General features: G+C 73.0%; 16 protein-coding genes and 1 pseudogene. 8 read left to right on the top strand and 9 right to left on the bottom strand.

Features of this window, described 5'->3' with window-relative positions:
- Positions 1-74: 74 nt before the first annotated feature.
- The 3 genes and pseudogenes from F3L20_RS27160 to F3L20_RS27170 form a co-directional block, all read right to left on the bottom strand.
- A pseudogene (locus F3L20_RS27160) lies at positions 75-1,757 on the bottom strand (thiamine pyrophosphate-binding protein).
- On the bottom strand, positions 1,754-2,722 hold the full coding sequence (gene speB, locus F3L20_RS27165) for an agmatinase (protein ID WP_024885510.1): 969 nt from the start codon (positions 2,720-2,722) through the stop codon (positions 1,754-1,756). The pseudogene F3L20_RS27160 and the gene speB overlap by 4 nt, the downstream one beginning before the upstream one ends.
- Before the next feature lie 55 nt (positions 2,723-2,777).
- On the bottom strand, positions 2,778-4,256 hold the full coding sequence (locus tag F3L20_RS27170; RefSeq protein WP_150156561.1) for a sodium:solute symporter: 1,479 nt from the start codon (positions 4,254-4,256) through the stop codon (positions 2,778-2,780).
- Between the two features lie 187 nt (positions 4,257-4,443).
- On the opposite strand from F3L20_RS27170, the gene F3L20_RS27175 reads away from it, so the two are divergent.
- Entirely contained in the window at positions 4,444-6,000 is a 1,557-nt protein-coding gene (locus F3L20_RS27175; protein ID WP_206338828.1) for a PucR family transcriptional regulator, read from the top strand.
- Between the two features lie 122 nt (positions 6,001-6,122).
- Here F3L20_RS27175 and F3L20_RS27180 read toward each other — a convergent pair whose 3' ends face one another.
- Positions 6,123-6,803 (bottom strand): TetR/AcrR family transcriptional regulator, encoded by a 681-nt coding sequence (locus tag F3L20_RS27180; RefSeq protein WP_150156563.1) that lies wholly within the window; start codon positions 6,801-6,803, stop codon positions 6,123-6,125.
- A 98-nt stretch (positions 6,804-6,901) separates the two neighbouring features.
- Here F3L20_RS27180 and F3L20_RS27185 point away from each other — a divergent pair, with 98 nt between their 5' ends.
- Positions 6,902-7,870: an NAD(P)-dependent alcohol dehydrogenase gene (locus F3L20_RS27185; RefSeq protein WP_150156564.1), complete on the top strand. Its 969-nt coding sequence runs from the start codon at positions 6,902-6,904 to the stop codon at positions 7,868-7,870.
- Positions 7,871-8,000: 130 nt separating this feature from the next.
- The gene (locus F3L20_RS27190) at positions 8,001-8,789 is read left to right on the top strand and encodes a phosphatase (RefSeq protein ID WP_150156565.1); all 789 of its coding nucleotides are present in this window, start codon (positions 8,001-8,003) and stop codon (positions 8,787-8,789) included.
- On the opposite strand, the gene F3L20_RS27195 is transcribed toward F3L20_RS27190, so the two are convergent.
- The 4 genes from F3L20_RS27195 to F3L20_RS27210 form a co-directional block, all read right to left on the bottom strand.
- Positions 8,759-9,178 (bottom strand): hypothetical protein, encoded by a 420-nt coding sequence (locus F3L20_RS27195; RefSeq protein WP_150156566.1) that lies wholly within the window; start codon positions 9,176-9,178, stop codon positions 8,759-8,761. The two genes, F3L20_RS27190 and F3L20_RS27195, sit on opposite strands and share 31 nt — an antisense overlap.
- Positions 9,179-9,233: 55 nt before the next feature.
- The gene (locus F3L20_RS27200) at positions 9,234-10,109 is read right to left on the bottom strand and encodes an acyl-CoA thioesterase (RefSeq protein ID WP_150156567.1); all 876 of its coding nucleotides are present in this window, start codon (positions 10,107-10,109) and stop codon (positions 9,234-9,236) included.
- 35 nt (positions 10,110-10,144) lie between these two features.
- Positions 10,145-11,302 carry an acyl-CoA dehydrogenase family protein gene (locus F3L20_RS27205; RefSeq protein WP_145827652.1) on the bottom strand — a complete coding sequence of 386 codons (1,158 nt, stop codon included), beginning with the start codon at positions 11,300-11,302 and terminating at the stop codon, positions 10,145-10,147.
- Positions 11,303-11,510: 208 nt separating this feature from the next.
- A complete protein-coding gene (locus F3L20_RS27210; protein ID WP_150156568.1) occupies positions 11,511-12,116 on the bottom strand; it encodes an SACE_7040 family transcriptional regulator in 606 nt (201 codons plus the stop codon).
- Positions 12,117-12,202: 86 nt separating this feature from the next.
- Between F3L20_RS27210 and F3L20_RS27215 the strand changes: the two genes are divergently transcribed.
- The 4 genes from F3L20_RS27215 to F3L20_RS27230 are packed head-to-tail and all read left to right on the top strand — an operon-like array spanning position 12,203 to position 17,979.
- Entirely contained in the window at positions 12,203-13,819 is a 1,617-nt protein-coding gene (locus tag F3L20_RS27215) for a carboxyl transferase domain-containing protein (protein ID WP_150156569.1), read from the top strand.
- A gap of 26 nt (positions 13,820-13,845) precedes the next feature.
- Positions 13,846-15,870 (top strand): acetyl/propionyl/methylcrotonyl-CoA carboxylase subunit alpha, encoded by a 2,025-nt coding sequence (locus tag F3L20_RS27220; RefSeq protein WP_150157515.1) that lies wholly within the window; start codon positions 13,846-13,848, stop codon positions 15,868-15,870.
- A complete protein-coding gene (locus tag F3L20_RS27225) occupies positions 15,867-16,814 on the top strand; it encodes a hydroxymethylglutaryl-CoA lyase (protein WP_150156570.1) in 948 nt (315 codons plus the stop codon). The genes F3L20_RS27220 and F3L20_RS27225 overlap by 4 nt, the downstream gene beginning before the upstream one ends.
- 4 nt (positions 16,815-16,818) lie before the next feature.
- The gene (locus F3L20_RS27230; protein ID WP_150156571.1) at positions 16,819-17,979 is read left to right on the top strand and encodes an acyl-CoA dehydrogenase family protein; all 1,161 of its coding nucleotides are present in this window, start codon (positions 16,819-16,821) and stop codon (positions 17,977-17,979) included.
- A 68-nt stretch (positions 17,980-18,047) separates the two neighbouring features.
- On the opposite strand, the gene F3L20_RS27235 is transcribed toward F3L20_RS27230, so the two are convergent.
- Complete coding sequence (locus F3L20_RS27235; protein ID WP_150156572.1) at positions 18,048-18,383, bottom strand: hypothetical protein; 336 nt, start codon at positions 18,381-18,383, stop codon at positions 18,048-18,050.
- A gap of 160 nt (positions 18,384-18,543) precedes the next feature.
- Between F3L20_RS27235 and F3L20_RS27240 the strand changes: the two genes are divergently transcribed.
- Positions 18,544-19,590, top strand: coding sequence for an ABC transporter substrate-binding protein (locus tag F3L20_RS27240; RefSeq protein ID WP_150156573.1), 1,047 nt, complete (start codon positions 18,544-18,546; stop codon positions 19,588-19,590).
- The last annotated feature ends 3 nt before the right edge of the window (positions 19,591-19,593 follow it).

A 19,593-nucleotide genomic window follows, 5' to 3' on the forward strand; every position in this document is an offset into this window, starting at 1 on the left:
TCCCGGACGGCCGCCCGCCTCCACGCCGCCACGGACCACGGCCAGCTGCGCGCGCTCATGTGGACGCCCGCGTCTCAGTCCAGGTGGGTGGGCGCGAACATGCGCAGCACTGCCGGAGGACGACGACCGAGGGCCCGGGTCGAGAGGGACTTGGCGAGGTCCTGTTCCAGGGAGTCGGGGGTGGTCCGTACGCCGGGGACACCGAAGGACTCGGCGAGGGCCACGTAGTCCGGGCGGGTCAGCTCGGTCGCCGTGGGCTCGCCGAAGGCGTCCGTCATGTACTCGCGCAGGATGCCGTAGCCGCCGTCGTCGACGATCAGCCAGGTGACGTCGAGGTCGTACTGGCGGGCCGTGGCCAGCTCGGCGACCGAGTACAGCGCGCCGCCGTCGCCGGAGACCGCCAGCACCGGGCGCGTGGGGTCGGCGGCCGCCGCGCCGAGGGCCGCCGGGAAGCCGTAGCCGAGCCCGCCGGCGCCCTGCGCCGAGTGCAGGTGGTTGGGGCCCATCGCGTCGAACGCGGACCACGCCCAGTAGGCGAGGATCGTCATGTCCCAGAAGGACGGCGAGCCGGTCGGCAGGGCGCGCCGCACGGCCGTCAGCACCTGCTGCTCCAGCGCGAGGTCCTGGGCGTCGATGCGCTCCCGCACCCGGTCCAGCAGCGCGCGCACCCGCGCCGGGGCGGTCTCGTCCTCACGCGGCTCCACCGTCTCCAGCAGCGCCTGGAGGGCGAGGCGGGCGTCCGCGTGGATGCCGATGCCGGGGTGGTTGGACTCCAGCTTGCCGAGGTCGGCCTCGATCTGGATCACCCGGCCGCGCGGCAGGAACGTGTGGTAGTTCGAGGAGAGTTCGCCGAGTCCGGAGCCGACGACGAGCAGGACGTCCGCGTCCTGGAGGAAGTCGGTGGTGTGGCGGTCCTCGATCCAGGACTGGAGCGACAGCGGGTGGGTCCAGGGGAAGGCGCCCTTGCCGCCCGGGGTGGTCACCACGGGCGCCTGGATCCGCTCGGCGAGCTGCCGCAGCTTCCCCGACGCGTCGGAGCGGACCACCCCGCCGCCCGCGATGATCGCCGGGCGTTCGGCGCGGGACAGCAGATGCGCGGCCAGCGCGGTCAGTTCGGGGCGCGGGGGCAGCTCGTCCGGGCTGGCGTCCATCGCCGTCACCACCGGCAGCATCGTCTCGGCGAGCAGCACGTCCTGCGGGATCTCCACCCACACCGGCCCGTGCGGGACGGTGAGCGCCGACTTCCAGGCCGCCGCGATCGCGGAGGGGATCTGGGAGGCCGTACGGACCGTGTGCACGGACTTGACGACCCCCCGGAACGAGGCGGACTGGTCCGGGAGTTCGTGCAGATAGCCGTGGCGTCCGCCGCCGAGGCCGGCGGTCGGCACCTGGCTGCTGATCGCCAGCACCGGGGCGGACGCGGCCGCCGCCTCCTGGAGCGCGGCCAGCGAGGTGAGGGCGCCGGGTCCTGTGGACAGCAGCAGCGGGGCCGCCTCGCCGGTGATGCGGCCGTACGCGTCCGCCGCGAAGCCCGCGTTGTTCTCCACGCGCAGGCCGATGTAGCGCAGGTCGGAGCGGCGCAGGGCGTCGAACATGCCGAGGGCGTGCTGGCCGGGCAGGCCGAAGACGGTGGTCGCGCCGAGCCCGGCCAGGGTCTCCACGACCAGGTCTCCGCCGTTGCGGCCGGGCGGGGGGTTCAGCGCCGCCTCCGTCTGTGCGGCGGTCGGGCGGAGCTCCAGGTCGTGGTCGTGCGTCACTTGGCGCGGGCCTCCGCGATCTGGCGGGACATGATGGTGGTCAGTTCGTACGCCGTGTGGGACGCGGCGACCGAGGTGATCTCGGCGTGGTCGTAGGCGGGGGCCACCTCGACGACGTCGGCGGAGACCAGGTTGCAGGAGGCGAGGCCGCGCAGGATCTCCAGCAGCTCGCGGGAGGTCATGCCGCCCGCCTCGGGCGTGCCGGTGCCGGGCGCGTGGGCCGGGTCGAGGCAGTCGATGTCGATGGAGATGTACAGCGGACGGTCGCCGATGCGCTGGCGCAGCTGGTCGGCCACCTCGTCGGCGCCGCGGCGGTAGACGTCCGCGGAGGTGACGATGCCGAAGCCCATCTTCTCGTCGTCGGTGAGGTCCTGCTTGCCGTAGAGCGGGCCGCGGGTGCCGACGTGGGACAGGGCGGAGGTGTCGAGGATGCCCTCCTCGACGGCCCGGCGGAACGGCGTGCCGTGGGTGTACTCGGCGCCGAAGTAGGTGTCCCAGGTATCGAGGTGCGCGTCGAAGTGGAGCAGCGCGACCGGGCCGTGCTTCTTGGCGACCGAGCGGAGCAGCGGCAGCGCGATGGTGTGGTCGCCGCCGAGGGTCATCAGGCGGGCGCCGGTGCCGAGCAGGTCGTCAGCGGCGGCCTCCACCGTCTCCACGGCCTCGTTGATGTTGAACGGGTTGACGGCGATGTCGCCGCCGTCCGCGACCTGGGCGAGGGCGAAGGGCGAGGCGTCCTGCGCGGGGTTGTAGGGGCGCAGCAGCCGGGACGCCTCGCGGATGGCGTTGCCGCCGAAGCGGGCGCCCGGCCGGTAGGAGACGCCCGAGTCGAACGGCACGCCCACGACGGCGACGTCGGCGCGGCCGACCTCGTCGAGGCGGGGCAGCCGGGCGAAGGTCGCCGGGCCCGCGTAGCGCGGCACCCGGGAGGAGTCGACGGGACCGCGGGGCGTTCCGTTGCTGCTCATGGAGGACTGCTCTCTTTCCTACGCTTCGTCGCGTATGTGCTGACTGCCCACGATGCTACTGGGCGGCCGGGATCTGTTCGGACACGGATTCGGACGTGCTGTCCGGCGCGGGGGCGCGGCCGGCGAGGCGTTCGCGCCAGGCGGCGAGGACGGCCGCGTCGGTGGGCCGGGTGGCGAGGGAGACGACGACGTACGCCGCGAGGGAGGCGAGCAGGCCGTAGTAGACGGGCTCGTTGGCGAGGATGCCGTAGGCGGCCATCAGGCCGATCACGGCGAGTCCGCCGACCGCGACGGAGGCGAGGGCGCCCTGCGCGGTGCCGCGCCTCCACAGCAGCCCGCCGAGGATGGGCACGAGCAGCCCGCCGACGAGCAGGTTGTACGCGACGGTCAGCGCCTGGACGACGTCGTTGAGGGCGATGGCGGTGCCGATCACGGCGAGGCCCATCAGCAGGATGAAGGCGCGGTTGCCCCTGACCTCGTCGTGCTCCGCGCCCGCCGGGCGCACGATGCCGCGCAGCCGGGACCATATGTCGTTGTTGGCGACCGTGGCGCAGGCGATCAGCGCGCCGGAGGACGTCGACATCACGGCGGCGAGTGCGGCGGCCAGCACCAGTCCCCGCACGCCGACCGGCAGCTCGTCCTTGACGATGGTGGCGAAGGCGTCGTCGGGGCTGGCGAGCTTCGGGTAGAGCACCTTGGCGGCCGTGCCGATGACGGCGCCCGCGACGGCGTAGGCGAGGCAGTAGGTGCCGGCGACGGTGCCGCCCCAGCGGGCGGTGCGGTCGCCGCGGGCGGTGAACACCCGCTGCCAGATGTCCTGCCCGATCAGCATGCCGAAGGTGTAGATCAGCACGTAGGTGAAGATGGTCTCGCCGCCGATGCCCAGCGGGTCGAAGTACTCGGTGGGCAGCTGTGCCTTCATCTCGGCGAAGCCGCCCGCCTTGACCACGGCGATGGGCAGCAGCAGGAGCAGTACGCCGATCGTCTTGACGACGAACTGCACCATGTCGGTCAGCGTGATCGACCACATGCCGCCGAGCGTCGAGTACGCGACGACGATGGAGCCGCCGAGGACGATCGCGAGGGTGCGGTTGATGTCGAAGAGGACGTCGAAGATCGTGGCGTAGGCGATGGTCGAGGTGACCGCGAGCATCAGGGTGTACGCCCACATGACGACGCCGGAGATGACGCCCGCCCGGCCGCCGTAGCGCAGGTCGAGCATCTCGGAGACGGTGTAGACCTTCAGCCGGGCGATGCGGGCGGAGAAGAACACGCTCAGCGCGAGCAGGCCGAGCCCGATGGTGAACACCATCCAGGCGCCGGACAGGCCGTACTGGTAGCCGAGGCCGACGCCGCCGATGGTGGAGGCGCCGCCGAGGACGATGGCGGCCATGGTGCCCGAGTACATGGCGGGGCCGAGCCGCCGGCCGGCCACCAGGAACTCGCTCTTGGACTTGGCGCGGCGCATGCCCCACCAGCCCATGGCCAGCATGCCGGCCAGATAGACGACGATGACCAGGTAGTCCACGGCCATGCGGGGGCCTCCTTCGCGCACTGTCGGTGGCGTGTCGTGCAGACGGGTCGCGCTCACCGGCGGCCACGCGGGGACATCCGCCCGTACCCGCGGGTGTGCCGGTGCCCCGACCTTAGGTGGCCGAAAAGCGGCTGCGAAGTGTACGTTTCATCCAGATCGACAGCCTGGGATGGAGGAAACGTCCACCATGCCGGACCCCACCGTTCCGCCCACCCCACCCGTCCCCCTGGACGCGCTGCTGGCCCGCGCGGATCTGGGCCTGCGCCGGATCGCGGGGCCCGAGGGGCCGGACATCGCCGTGCACTGGGCGCACACCTCCGAGATGGCGGACCCGTACCCGTACCTGCTGGGCGGCGAGCTGCTGCTGTCGGCGGGCGTGCACATCCCGGAGGGGGCGGGCCCCGGGTACTTCGACGCGTACGTCTCGCGGATCGTCGCGGCGGGCGGGACGGCGCTCGGCTTCGGGGTGGCGCCCGTGCACGACACGGTGCCCGGGGCGCTGGTGGAGGCGTGCGAGATGCACGGGCTGCCCCTCCTCGAGGTCCCGCCGAGGACCACGTTCTCGGCGGTGGCGCGGGCGGTGTGGCAGCTGATGGCGCAGGCCCGCACCGCCGAGCTGCGGCGGGTCACCGAGGCGCAGCAGAGCCTGGCCATCGCCGCCGCCCGCCCGGATCCGGTGCCCTCCGTCCTGCACCAGCTGGCCCGCCGCCTGGCCGGCCGCGCCGTGCTGTACGGCCCCGAGGGCACGGAGATCGCGGGCGCGGGGACGGACCAGGGCGAGGAGGCGCGGACGGCGCTGGCGAAGCTCGCCGAGGTGGTGCGCCCGCCGGCACCGGGACATCCGCGCCCGCCGTCACCCGGACACCCGCGCGGGCCCGGCCCGGACGCGCCGGCCGGCGGCTCGGCCGACCTTCACGCCGACCCGGCGGCCCGGCCCTCCTCCGCCAGTGACACGGTCGGCGGGGTGCGGCTGGTCGCCCACGCGCTGGGCAACGGTGAGGGGTTCGTGCTGGGGGTCGCCGCCCCGCAGCGGGACGGCGGCGACCACACCATCGCCTCGGTGGCCGCGGTGCTGCTCTCCCTGCTCACCGGGGAACGGCACAGCGGCACCGGCGCCGGCCGCTCCTCCGCGCTGGTGCGGCTGCTGCTGGGCGCGGCGCCCGGGGAGGTGGCGTCGCTGCTCGGCGGGGACCGGTGGCGGGTGGTGCAGGGCAGGCCGGACGGGCGGGCCGTACCGGACCCGGTGGCCGCCTCCGCGCTGGGCGCCGCCCTGGGGTCGGCGCTGGTCGACGTGGCAGGGGAGGTCGTGCGGGTGCTGGTGCCCGCCGGACGGGCCGTGCGGCCGCTGCCGGGCTGGACCCTCGGCGTCAGCGCGGCCGCGGCCCCGCCCGACTGGCCGGCCGCCGACACCCAGGCCGCCCGCGCCCTGGCCCGGGCCCGCGCCACCCGCGCCCCGCTGCTGCGGCACGGTGACCGTCCGGCCCTCACCGACCTGGTCCCGGAGTCCGACGCGGACGCCCACGCCCGCGCGCTGCTCGCGCCGATAGCGCGGGCCCCCGCCCTGGTCGACACCCTGCGCACCTGGCTGTCCCTGCACGGCAGCTGGGACCGTACGGCGGTAGCGCTGGACGTGCACCGCAACACCGTGCGGCAGCGGATCGCGCGGTGCGCGGCGCTGCTGGAGGCGGACCTGGACGACCCGGACGTACGGATGGAGCTGTGGTTCGCGCTGCGCCGGACCTAGGCCTGTCCCGGAGGATCACGCCGGAGGTGGCCGACGGCGCCTCACAGCCCGCGTCCTCGGCATGATCCGCCGGACAGGCCCTCGGACCAGGAGAGGTGCCGCCGTGGCCGGTACACGTCCCGTCATGCTCCTCGGGGCCGTCTCCGGTGACCGTCGGGGGCCGCCGGAAGACCGCGCATTGTCAGCGCGGTCGGCGGGGGCAGCGGTTCGCCGGCCGGGCCGGCGTGGAAGGAGCGGAGCAGGTGGGCCACCAGGCGCCGGGACGCGGCTCCGTCCTCCGGAAGGGCTGCCACCAGACCGCAGTGGGCCACCAGGGCCACGACGACGTCGGACGGGTGGACGTCGGGGCGCAGCGCGCCCGACGCCTGGGCCCTGCGCACCAGGGTCGCGAGGTCCCGCTCGGCCGCCTCCCGGACCCGTGCGTGTTCCGGCGCGGTGTCCGGGAAGGCCGTGAGGAACGCGGACGGGAACCCGCGCTCCTCCCGTTGCAGCGCGCAGACCGTCTCGATCAGCTGCCGCAGGCCCGTCCACGGGTCGTCGGCGGCCAGCGCGTCGGTGAGGGCCCGGCCGCAGGTCTCCATCTGCCGCGCGAACGCGCCCCGCACCAGCGCGTCCCGGGTCGGGAAGTGCCGGTACAGCGTCGCCACGCCGACTCCGGCCCGGCGGGCCACGGTCGCCATCGGGGCGTCGATCCCGTGCTCCGCGAACACCGCGCGGGCCGCGGTGAGGAGGCGTTCCCGGTTGCGTCGGGCGTCCGCCCGCACCGCGTCCCGGTCCGTCTTCCGAGAGGATTCCGTCGTCACTGTCTCTCGCTTCCGCCGCAAACGGACGATCGCGTCCGCTTACCAGCCTACGGTCGGTGGCGGAACCCGGAACACGACCACGGTGGCGAGGCCGAACGATGAACGACCGCATGATGCAGGCAGTGCTGTACGACCGTTACGGCGGCCCCGACGTGCTCTACGTGGGCCGCGTGCCCCGTCCCGAGCCGGCCCCCGGCGAGGTCCTGGTGAAGGTGCGCGCGTTCAGCGTCAACGGCGGTGAGATGGCTGCCCGTTCGGGTCGTCTGCGCCTCCTGCTCGGCCGGCGCTTCCCCAAGCGCGTGGGCCTGGACCTCACCGGCGAGGTCGTCGCGGCGGGCACCGGGGTCACCGGGCTCACGGCCGGCGACCGGGTGTGGGGGGTCCTGGGGCGGACCTCCGGATTCGGCAGCGCCGCCGAGTACGTGACCGTGCCCGCGGAGCGCGTCGGCCGGCTCCCCGGCGGTCTCGACCCGGTGGAGGCCGCCGCGCTCCCGGTGGCCACCACGGCCGTGACCGCGCTGCGGGACAAGGCCGGGCTGCGCCCCGGGGAACGGCTGCTCGTCCGGGGCGCGGCGGGCGGCGTCGGCAGCGCCGCCGTCCAGCTCGGACGCGCGTACGGCGCCGAGGTCACGGCCCTCGCCCGCGCGGCCAACCTCGACTTCGTCCGCGATCTCGGCGCGCACGAGGCCGTCGACCACCGGGGGGTGCGGCCGGCGGAGCTGGGCCGCTTCGACGTGGTCCTGGACACCGTCGGGACCGACCTGCGGACCTTCCGGCACCTGCTCCGTCCCGGCGGGCGCATGGTCGGCATCGCCTTCGACCTGGGCAGGCCCCTCGCGTCGCTCGGCTACATCGCGGGCAGCACGGTCCACGGACGCGGCCGGGTGCGCTTCTTCAGCGGCGACCCGCGGCGGGCCGACTTCGACGCTCTGGCCCGCCATGTGGCGGAGGGGGCGCTGCGGCCCGCGGTGGACACGGTCTTCCCCTCCCTGGAGGAGACGGCGGCGGCCCACCGGGCGCTGGAGGCGGGCGGTGTCCGGGGCAAGTACGTGGTCCGGGTCGCGTAGGGGCCAAGGGGCCGGCCACCGCCGCAGCGCGCGGTGTGAGTAGCCGTACGGAGCCGGCTGAGTACGTGACGCACGTCCCAGGGCGCGATACGCCAGGGACGCCCCCTGTTCGCTGCCTCACAATGGGGGCATGCCGATATCCGGGACCCCCAGCCGCGCCGAACTCGTCGAACACCTGGTCGCCACCCGCATCGCGGGTGACGTCGCCACCCCGCGCGAGAACAACCTCTCCCACTACCGGAAGCTGGCGAACGGCGACCGTCACTACTGGCTCGGCCTGGAGCTCGGCGAGCGCTGGACCGACGAGCAGGACGTGCTCGCGGTGATGGCCGAGCGGGTCGGCGTCAACGACGACCCGGAGTACCGGTACGGGCAGGACACCATCGACCCGGAGCTGACGGTCGACGGGCTGGAGCGGCTGGCCGGGCGGCTGCGCAAGGCGGCGGAGGGCCGGCAGCGGGTGCTGCTGGCCACCGGCCACCCGGGCGGCCTGCTGGACGTGCACCGGGCGACGGCCTCCGCGCTGCGGGCGGCGGGCTGCGAGATCGTGGTGATCCCGGACGGGCTGACCACCGAAGAGGGCTACGTGATGCAGTTCGCGGACATCGCGGTGCTGGAACACGGCGCGACGCTGTGGCACACCCACTCGGGCTCGCCCATGAAGACGATCCTGACCGCGCTGGAGCGGGAGGGCCGCCCGCTCCCGGACCTGGTCGTCGCCGACCACGGCTGGGCGGGCGCCGCCGGCCAGTACGGCGTGGACTCCGTCGGCTACGCCGACTGCAACGACCCGGCGCTGTTCCTCGCCGAGGCCGAGGGCACCGTCCAGGTCACGGTTCCGCTCGACGACCACGTGACGAGCCCCCGCCACTACGACCCGATGACGGCCTACCTGCTGGCGGAGGCGGGGCTGGCCTGAGCCCCGGCCGCCGGACGGCCGTCCACCACCCGGTCGAAGTACGGCCAGCCGTCCACCTCGACGTTCCGGACGGTCAGGTTCCGTTCCAGGGCGGGCGCCGCCGCGTCCAGCAGGCGCCGGGCCGTCCCGGGCGCGTGCAGGTTGAGGTACTCGTGGTCCGGGAGCCGGATCACCGCGCCCGCCTCGAAGTAGTCGTTCGACACGATCCGGCGGTCCCCCGGGGCGAACACCAGGGTCAGCCTGCGTCCGGTCCCGGCGCGGTACCCCTCGGTGAAGAAGGACAGCGACAGCCGGCAGTCCTCGTAGGCGGGCAGCACCCGCCGGCGGACGGTCCAGTGCCAGGCCGTGCCGTCGACGACGAGGGTGCGCAGCCTGCGGTGTTTTCTCACCGGGGCAGCGTAGGCCGCCGCTCCGGTGAGGTCACCGGGGTTTCCACCCGCGAGGTCACTCCTCGCGGGGGACGCGGACCACGCCCTCCTGGATGACCGAGACCGCGAGCCTGCCGTCCTGGGTGTAGATGCGGCCCTGGCCGAGTCCCCGGCCGCCGTGGGCCGACGGGGACTGCTGGTCGTGCAGCAGCCACTCGTCCGCGCGGAACGGGCGGTGGAACCACATCGCGTGGTCCAGGGACGCCCCGACCACGTCGCCGACGGCCCAGCCGCCGCGCCCGTGGGCGAGCAGGATCGAGTCCAGCAGCGTCATGTCGGAGACGTACGTGGCGAGCACGACGTGCAGCAGGGGGTCGTCGCCCTCGACCTTGCCGTTGGTGCGGAACCAGACCTGCGAGTGCGGATCGCGCGGTGCGCCGAAGCGGCCGTAGGGCGGGTCGTCGACGTAGCGCAGGTCGACGGCCGCGCGGGCGCCGAGGAAGCGGTGCACGACCTCCGCCGACAGGTGCGGGTAACCGCGCAGCCGCTCCTCGGAGGTGGGCAGCGTCTCCGGGTCCGGGGACGGCGGCATCGGCTCCTGGTGGTCCAGCCCCTCCTCGTACGTCTGGAAGGACGCGGAGAGGTGGAAGACCGGCTTGCCGTGCTGGACGGCCACCACCCGCCGGGTGGTGAAGGAGCGGCCGTCGCGGATCCGGTCGACGGTGTAGACGATCGGCGCGCCCGGGTCGCCGATGCGCAGGAAGTACGCGTGCAGCGAGTGCGGGGGCCGGTCGGCGGGGACGGTGCGCCCCGCGGCGACCAGCGCCTGCGCCGCCACCTGGCCGCCGAAGACGCGGGGGACGGCGGAGGCACGGGACCGGCCGCGGAAGATGTTCTCCTCGATCTGCTCGAGGTCGAGCAGATCGAGGAGCTCCTGAAGTGCCTGACTCATGGAATCAGTTGTATACGGCAGGGATTTCCGGGACCTTACAGGCCCATGTCCTTGGCGATGATCGACTTCATGATCTCGCTGGTGCCGCCGTAGATGCGGTTGACCCGGTTGTCCGCGTACAGGCGGGCGATCGGGTACTCGTTCATGTAGCCGTAGCCGCCGTGCAGCTGGAGGCAGCGGTCGATGACGCGGTGCGCGACCTCGGTGCAGAACAGCTTGGCGCTGGCGGCCTCGGCGGGCGTGAGCTCGCCGGCGTCCAGGGCCTCGGTGGCGCGGTCGGCGACGGCCTCGGCGGCGTCCACCTCGGCCTGGCAGGCGGCCAGCTCGAACTTGGTGTTCTGGAAGTGGGCGACCGGCTTGCCGAAGACGGTGCGCTCCTGCACGTACTGCTTGGCGAACCGGACGGCGGCCTTGGCCTGGGCGTAGGCGCCGAAGGCGATGCCCCAGCGCTCGGAGGCCAGGTTGTGGCCGAGGTAGTAGAAGCCCTTGTTCTCCTCGCCGAGGAGGTCCTCGACGGGGACCTTGACGTCGACGAACGCCAGCTCGGCGGTGTCGGAGGTCTTCAGGCCGAGCTTGTCGAGCTTGCGGCCGACCGAGTAGCCCTCGGACTTGGTGTCGACGGCGAACAGGGAGATGCCGTGACGGCGGTCCTCGGCGGTGGGGGCCGCGGTGCGGGCGCAGACGATCACCTTGTCGGCGTGCACGCCGCCGGTGATGAAGGTCTTGGCGCCGTTGAGGACGTAGTGGGTGCCGTCCTCGCTCAGCTTGGCGGTGGTCTTCATGCCCGCGAGGTCGGAGCCGGTGCCCGGCTCGGTCATCGCGATGGCCCACATCTCCTCGCCGGTGACGAACTTCGGCAGGAAGCGCTTCTTCTGCTCGTCCGTGGCCAGCATCTTGATGTAGGGCAGGGCGAGCAGCACGTGCACGCCGGAGCCGCCGAACTGGACGCCCGCGCGGGCCGTCTCCTCGTACAGGACGGCCTCGAACTTGTGGGTGTCCATGCCCGCGCCGCCGTACTCCTCCGGCACGCTGATGCCGAAGATGCCCAGCTCACCGAGCTTGTAGTAGAAGTCGCGGGGCGCCTGGCCCGCCGCGAACCACTCGTCGTAGACGGGGACGACCTCGGCCTCGATGAAGGCGCGGATGGTCTCCCGGAACGCCTCGTGATCCTCGTTGAAAACCGTACGGCGCACTGTCCGCCACCCCAATCCCTGCGCCTGAACCGGCGCCGCTCTCGCGTCCCTGGTTGCTCGCCGTCGGGGTCCCTCAGCTGATGGCTGCGACCCGCATGGCTAAGCGCTTGCTCAGACCAAGGTACCGGCGAGTATCCACAGGCGTCCAGAGCGGAGCCCCCGTAACGCTCGTCACTCCGGGGCCCTTGAAAGGGGACCCTGTTGCGGCTCAGGCTTCCGCCGCCGCCGCGAACGCTCCCCGCGCCATCCGGTGCAGGAGTTCCGCGGTGCCGGCGCGGTCCGGCAGGGAGCCCGGGCGGGTCAGGTGCGGGGTGGAGTTGAGCAGGCCGAAGACCGAGTGGACCGCCGAGCGGGCGGTGGGCTCGACGAGGTCCGGGTAGAGGCGGCGCACCACGGCCACCCACAGCTCGACGTACTGCCGCTGGAGCTGGCGCACCAGCTTGCGGTCGGCGTCCCGGAGGCGATCCAGCTCACGGTCGTGCAGGGTGATGAGCGGGCGGTCGTCGAGCGCGAAGTCGATGTGCCCTTCGATCAGCGAGTCGAGGACCGCCTCGGGAGCCACCCCGGCCGCCCTGTCCGACTCGTCGAGTCGCCGCTTCGCGCCGGTCAGCAGCGAGTCGCTGATGCCCACCAGCAGCTCCGCGAGCATCGCGTCCTTGCCCGCGAAGTGCCGGTAGAGCCCGGGACCGCTGATGCCGACGGCGGCGCCTATCTCGTCGACGCCGACCCCGTGGAAGCCGCGCTCGGCGAAGAGCCGCGCGGCCTCCTTGAGGATCTGCTCGCGGCGGGTGGGGGCGTCCGTTCTGGTGGCCATGAAGACGATTCTAGACAGGGAGGTTAGCGGTCGTTAACCTGAAGGAAATGCGTTAACGCTCATTAACACGTGAGGGGACCCGCAGGATGCATGAGGCACCGGAGCTTCACAGCGCGGCCGATCCCGCGTCGGAGGCCTTTCGGGCCAACGAGGAGGCGCACCGCGCCCTCGTCGAGGAGCTGCGCGGCAAGCTGGCCGCGGCGGCGCTCGGCGGCGGCGAGCGGGCGCGCGCCCGCCACACGGCGCGCGGGAAGCTGCTCCCGCGCGACCGGGTGGACACCCTCCTCGACCCCGGCTCACCCTTCCTGGAGCTGGCCCCGCTGGCGGCGGACGGGCTGTACGACGGACAGGCCCCGGCGGCCGGCGTGATCGCCGGGATCGGCCGGGTCGCCGGCCGCGAGTGCGTGGTCGTCGCCAACGACGCCACCGTCAAGGGCGGCACGTACTACCCGATGACCGTGAAGAAGCACCTGCGTGCGCAGGAGGTGGCCCTGGACAACCGGCTGCCCTGCGTCTACCTGGTGGACTCCGGCGGGGCCTTCCTGCCGATGCAGGACGAGGTCTTCCCGGACCGGGACCACTTCGGCCGCATCTTCTACAACCAGGCCCGCATGTCCGGCGCCGGCATCCCGCAGATCGCGGCGGTGCTCGGCTCCTGCACGGCGGGCGGCGCGTACGTGCCGGCGATGAGCGACGAGGCGGTGATCGTGCGGGGCCAGGGCACGATCTTCCTCGGCGGTCCGCCGCTGGTGAAGGCGGCCACCGGCGAGGTGGTCACGGCGGAGGAGCTGGGCGGCGGCGAGGTCCACTCGCGGGTGTCCGGGGTGACCGACCACCTCGCCGAGGACGACGCGCACGCGCTGAGGATCGTGCGCCAGATCGTCTCCACGCTCCCCGGACGCGGCGAGCTGCCCTGGCGGGTGGAGCCGGTCGCCGAGCCCAAGGTGGACCCGGCCGGGCTGTACGGCGCGGTGCCGGTCGACTCCCGCACCCCCTACGACGTCCGCGAGATCATCGCCCGGATCACCGACGCCTCCCGGTTCGCCGAGTTCAAGGCGGAGTTCGGGCAGACCCTGGTCACCGGCTTCGCGCACATCCACGGCCACCCGGTGGGGATCGTCGCGAACAACGGCATCCTGTTCTCCGAGTCCGCCCAGAAGGGCGCCCACTTCATCGAGTTGTGCGACCAGCGCGGCATCCCGCTGCTGTTCCTGCAGAACATCTCGGGCTTCATGGTGGGCAAGGACTACGAGGCGGGCGGCATCGCCAAGCACGGCGCCAAGATGGTCACGGCGGTCGCCTGCACCCGCGTGCCGAAGCTGACCGTCGTGGTCGGCGGGTCCTACGGCGCGGGCAACTACTCGATGTGCGGGCGGGCGTACTCGCCCCGCTTCCTGTGGATGTGGCCGAACGCCAAGATCTCGGTGATGGGCGGCGAGCAGGCCGCCTCGGTCCTCGCGACGGTCAAGCGGGACCAGCTGGAGGCGCGCGGCGAGGAGTGGCCCGCGGCGGACGAGGACGCCTTCAAGGCCCCGATCCGCGCCCAGTACGAGCAGCAGGGGAACGCCTACTACGCGACGGCCCGGCTGTGGGACGACGGCGTGATCGACCCGATGGAGACCCGGCAGGTGCTGGGACTGGCCCTGACCGCGTGCGCCAACGCGCCCCTGGGTGACCCCCAGTTCGGCGTCTTCCGGATGTGAGGGGACCCCTGACGATGACTGATCAGATGTTCGACACGGTACTGGTGGCCAACCGGGGTGAGATCGCCGTCCGTGTCGTGCGCACCCTGCGGACGCTGGGCGTGCGCTCGGTGGCTGTGTACTCCGACGCGGACGCCGGCGCCCGGCACGTCCGGGAGGCCGACACGGCGGTGCGGATCGGGCCGGCGCCGGCCGCGGAGAGCTACCTGTCGGTGGAGCGGCTGCTGGAGGCGGCCGCCCGCACCGGCGCGCGGGCGGTGCACCCGGGGTACGGCTTCCTCGCCGAGAACGCGGAGTTCGCGCGGGCCTGCGAGGCGGCTGGGCTCGCGTTCATCGGACCCACGGCGGACGCGATCGCGCTGATGGGCGACAAGATCCGCGCGAAGGAGACGGTGAAGGCGGCCGGGGTGCCGGTGGTGCCCGGCTCCAGCGGCAGCGGGCTGACGGACGCGCAGCTCGTCGACGCGGCGCGGGAGATCGGCATGCCGGTGCTGCTGAAGCCGTCGGCGGGCGGCGGCGGCAAGGGCATGCGCCTGGTGCGGGACGAGGCGAGGCTGGCGGAGGAGATCGCCGCCGCCCGGCGCGAGGCCCGCGCCTCCTTCGGCGACGACACGCTGCTGGTGGAGCGGTGGATCGACCGGCCCCGGCACATCGAGATCCAGGTGCTGGCCGACGGCCACGGGAACGTGGTGCACCTGGGCGAGCGCGAGTGCTCCCTCCAGCGGCGCCACCAGAAGATCATCGAGGAGGCGCCGAGCGTCCTCCTCGACGAGAAGACGCGGGCGGCGATGGGCGAGGCGGCCGTGCAGGCGGCCCGATCCTGCGGCTACCGGGGCGCGGGCACGGTGGAGTTCATCGTGCCGGGCGGCGACCCGTCCCAGTACTACTTCATGGAGATGAACACCCGGCTCCAGGTGGAGCACCCGGTGACCGAACTCGTCACGGGGCTCGACCTGGTGGAGTGGCAGCTGCGGGTCGCGGCGGGCGAACGGCTGGCGTTCGGACAGGACGACGTCCGGCTGACCGGGCACGCGGTCGAGGCGCGCCTGTGCGCCGAGGACCCGGCGCGCGGCTTCCTGCCGTCCGGCGGCACGGTGCTGCGGCTGCGTGAGCCGCAGGGCGACGGCGTGCGCACCGACTCCGGGCTCACCGAGGGCACGGAGGTCGGCAGCCTCTACGACCCGATGCTCTCCAAGGTCATCGCGTACGGCCCCGACCGGGCGACCGCGCTGCGCAGGCTGCGGGCCGCGCTCGCGGGGACGGTGACGCTGGGCGTGCAGACCAACGCGGGCTTCCTGCGGCGGCTGCTGGCGCATCCGGCGGTGGTGTCCGGCGAGCTGGACACCGGGCTGGTCGAGCGCGAGGTGGACTCCCTGGTCACGGACGAGGTGCCGGCCGAGGTGTACGCGGCGGCGGCGCTGCTCCGCCAGGCCGCCCTCGCGCCCGCCGCGGGCCCCGGCTGGAGCGACCCGTTCGACGCCGCGGACGGCTGGCGGATGGGCGGCGGCCGGGTGTGGACCGCGCACCACCTGCGGGTGGCGGGCCACGACCCGGTGACCGTGCGGGTGCGCCCCACCGCCGACGGCGGCACGGAGCTGCTGCTGCCCGGCGCGGACACCCCGTTGCGGGCGTCCGCCGGGCCGCTCGACGGGCACCGGTTCACCTGCGCCCTGGACGGTGTCGCGCACACCTTCGCCGCCCTGCCGGACGGCACCTGGCTGGGCCGGGACGGCGACGCCTGGCAGGTCCGCCACCACGACCCGGTGGCCGCGTCCCTCACCCGGGCGGGCCAGGCCGGCGCCGACTCGCTGACCGCGCCGATGCCGGGCACGGTGACGGTGGTGAAGGTCGCCGTCGGCGACGAGGTGGACGCGGGCCAGAGTCTGCTGGTGGTGGAGGCGATGAAGATGGAGCACGTCATCTCCGCCCCGCACGCCGGCACGGTCACCGAACTGGACGTGTCCCCGGGCGCGACGGTCGCCATGGACCAGGTCCTCGCGGTCATCGCGCCCGTGGACGCCGGGGAACCCGCGGAAGGGGAGACGGCATGAACGCGAGCGAGCTGGGCCTGCCGACGGCCGTGCCGGCCGAGGGGCTGCCCGCGCGGGTGCGGATCCACGAGGTGGGCGCCCGCGACGGCCTGCAGAACGAGAAGGCGACCGTCCCGACGGCCGTGAAGGCGGAGTTCGTCCGCCGGCTGGCGGGCACCGGTCTGACCACGATCGAGGCGACGAGCTTCGTGCACCCCAAGTGGGTGCCGCAGCTCGCGGACGCCGAGGAGCTGTACCCGGCGGTGTCCGGCCTGCCGGTGGAACTGCCGGTGCTGGTGCCCAACGAGCGCGGCCTGGACCGCGCGCTGGCGCTGGGCGCCCGCCGGGTGGCGGTGTTCGCCAGCGCCACGGAGTCCTTCGCCAAGGCCAACCTCAACCGCACGGTGGACGAGGCGCTGGCCATGTTCGAGCCGGTGGTGGCCCGCGCGAAGGAGCGGGGCGTCCACGTACGCGGCTACCTCTCCATGTGCTTCGGCGACCCCTGGGAGGGCGCGGTCCCGGTCGCCCAGGTGGTGCGGGTGTGCCGGGCGCTGCTCGACATGGGCTGTGACGAGCTGAGCCTGGGCGACACGATCGGGGTGGCGACCCCGGGCCATGTGACCGCCCTGATCGGAGCACTCAGGGAGGCGGGCGTGCCCGTCCCCGCGCTGGGCGTGCACTTCCACGACACCTACGGGCAGGCCCTGTCCAACACGCTGGCCGCCCTCCAGCAGGGCGTCACCACGGTGGACGCCTCCGCCGGCGGACTGGGCGGCTGCCCCTACGCGAAGTCGGCCACCGGCAATCTCGCCACCGAGGACCTGGTGTGGATGCTGCGGGGCCTCGGCATCGACACCGGCGTCGACCTCGGCCGTCTGGTCGCCACAAGCGTCTGGATGGCCGCCCACCTGGGCCGACCCAGCCCGTCCCGCACCGTACGAGCCCTCTCCCACCAGGAGCAGTGACGACATGGACCACAAGCTCTCCCCCGAGCTCGAAGAACTCCGCCGCACGGTCGAGGAGTTCGCCCACGACGTGGTGGCGCCGAAGATCGGCGACTTCTACGAGCGGCACGAGTTCCCGTACGAGATCGTCCGGGAGATGGGCCGCATGGGCCTGTTCGGCCTGCCGTTCCCGGAGGAGTACGGCGGCATGGGCGGCGACTACTTCGCGCTCGGCGTGGCCCTGGAGGAACTCGCCCGGGTGGACTCCTCGGTGGCCATCACCCTGGAGGCGGGCGTCTCGCTGGGCGCCATGCCGCTGCACCTGTTCGGCACCGAGGAGCAGAAGCGCGAGTGGCTGCCCCGGCTCTGCTCGGGCGAGATCCTCGGCGCGTTCGGGCTGACCGAGCCGGACGGCGGCAGCGACGCGGGCGCGACCCGGACGACGGCCCGGCTGGACGCGTCGACCAACGAGTGGGTCATCAACGGCTCCAAGTGCTTCATCACCAACTCGGGCACGGACATCACCGGGCTGGTGACGGTCACCGCGGTCACCGGCCGCAAGCCCGACGGCAAGCCCTTGATCTCGGCGATCATCGTGCCGTCCGGCACTCCCGGCTTCACGGTGGCCGCCCCGTACTCCAAGGTCGGCTGGAACGCCTCGGACACCCGCGAGCTGTCGTTCCAGGACGTCCGCGTCCCGGCGGCGAACCTGCTGGGCGAAGAGGGCCGTGGCTACGCGCAGTTCCTGCGCATCCTCGACGAGGGCCGCATCGCCATCGCCGCGCTCGGCACGGGGCTCGCGCAGGGCTGTGTGGACGAGTCGGTGAAGTACGCCAGGGAACGGCACGCGTTCGGGCGTCCGATCGGCTCCAACCAGGCGATCCAGTTCAAGATCGCGGACATGGAGATGAAGGCGCACACGGCGCGCCTGGCGTGGCGGGACGCGGCCAGCCGGCTGGTCGCGGGCGAGCCCTTCAAGAAGGAGGCGGCGCTGGCGAAGCTGTACTCCTCCACGGTGGCCGTGGACAACGCCCGTGACGCCACGCAGATCCACGGCGGCTACGGCTTCATGAACGAGTACCCGGTGGCCCGCATGTGGCGCGACTCGAAGATCCTGGAGATCGGCGAGGGCACCAGCGAGGTCCAGCGCATGCTCATCGCCCGCGAGTTGGGTCTGACGGGCTGATCCCAGGACCGGCAGGGCGTCGGGCACGCGTCGGGCACGACGCGGGCCCGTCGCCGTGGCCGGGTGTCTCAGCCCTCGACCAGGTACATCAGCGCCGCCAGGGCCGGCAGCGGAGTCAGGAGCAGCCCCGATCCGACCACCCAGTGGCGGCACTTGGACGCGCCCGTGCCGCGCCGCACCAGGACGTTGGCGGGGATCCACAGCCCGATCAGGACCGCCCACGGCGGGAGCAGGAGCCGGAGCCGGCCCGCCAGGTCGTCCGCGGCCCCGCCGGAGGCGGACTCCGTGCCGGCGGACAGAAGACTCAGCACGAAGAGCGCCGTCAGCCACAGCGGTACGACGGCGAGGACACCGAGGACCAGATTGACGGCCGCGGTGGGCCCCCACTTACGGACCACGTCCATGCCCGAACCCCCTTCGCGTGACCGGTGTCACGGTACAGGGCGGGCATTTCGGCATCCCCCGCAGGGATACGCACCGGACGCCCTCTGGACAGATCGTTTGGTTAGGCTAACCTAACGCTGTTTGTACACCGGTCCCGTACGCACGAAAGCAGACCCTTCCATGTCGAACGCCACAACCGCCCGCTTCTCCCGTCGCGGACTGCTCGCCGCCGGTGGTGCCCTCGGGCTCGGCGCCGTCCTCACCGCCTGCGGGGACGACAAGAAGGACGGCGGCGCGGACACGAAGGGGTCCGGCGACACCAAGTCCGGCCCGTGGTCCTTCAAGGACGACCGCGGCACCACCGTGAAGCTCGACAAGGCGCCCGCCAGCATCGTCGCGTTCACCGGTGTCGCCGCCGCGCTGTACGACTACGGCATCGAGGTCAAGGGCGTGTTCGGCCCGACCACGACCAAGGACGGCAAGGCCGACGTCCAGGCCGGCGACATGGACGTCAGCAAGGTGACGGTCCTGGGCAACGTCTGGGACCAGTTCAACGTCGAGAAGTACGCGGCCCTCGCGCCCGACGTCCTGATCTCCACGATGTTCGACGACGCCGGCACCCTCTGGTACGTCCCCGAGGCGTCCAAGGACAAGATCGCCAAGCTCGCGCCCAGCGTCGGCATCTCCGTCTTCGACCGTCAGCTGACCGGCCCGCTCCAGCGGATGTGGGAGCTGGCCGAGTCGCTCGGCGCCGACATGAAGGACACCAGGATCACGGAGGCCAAGAAGCGCTTCGAGGCCGCCTCGGAGCGGCTGCGCAAGGCCGCCAAGGCCAAGCCCGAGATCAAGGTGCTGGTCGGCTCGGCGAGCCCGGAGCTGTTCTACGTCTCGGGCACCAACCTCTCCGTCGACCTGGAGTACTTCAAGGCCCTCGGCGTGAACTTCGTGGAGCCCACGGAGGAGGCCAAGAAGCCCACCGGCGGCTGGTTCGAGAGCCTCAGCTGGGAGAACGTCGACAAGCACAAGGCCGACGTGATCCTGATGGACGACCGCAGCTCGGCCATCCAGCCCGCCGACATCACCGAGGCGACCTGGAAGCAGCTGCCCGCCGTCAAGGCCGGCCAGGTCATCGCCCGGTCCACCGAGCCGATCCTGTCCTACGACAAGTGCGTGGCGCCGGTGGAGGCGCTCGCCGAGGCCATCGAGAAGGCCAAGAAGGTCAGCTGACAC

Source organism: Streptomyces tendae (assembly GCF_008632955.1).
Classification (GTDB): domain Bacteria; phylum Actinomycetota; class Actinomycetes; order Streptomycetales; family Streptomycetaceae; genus Streptomyces.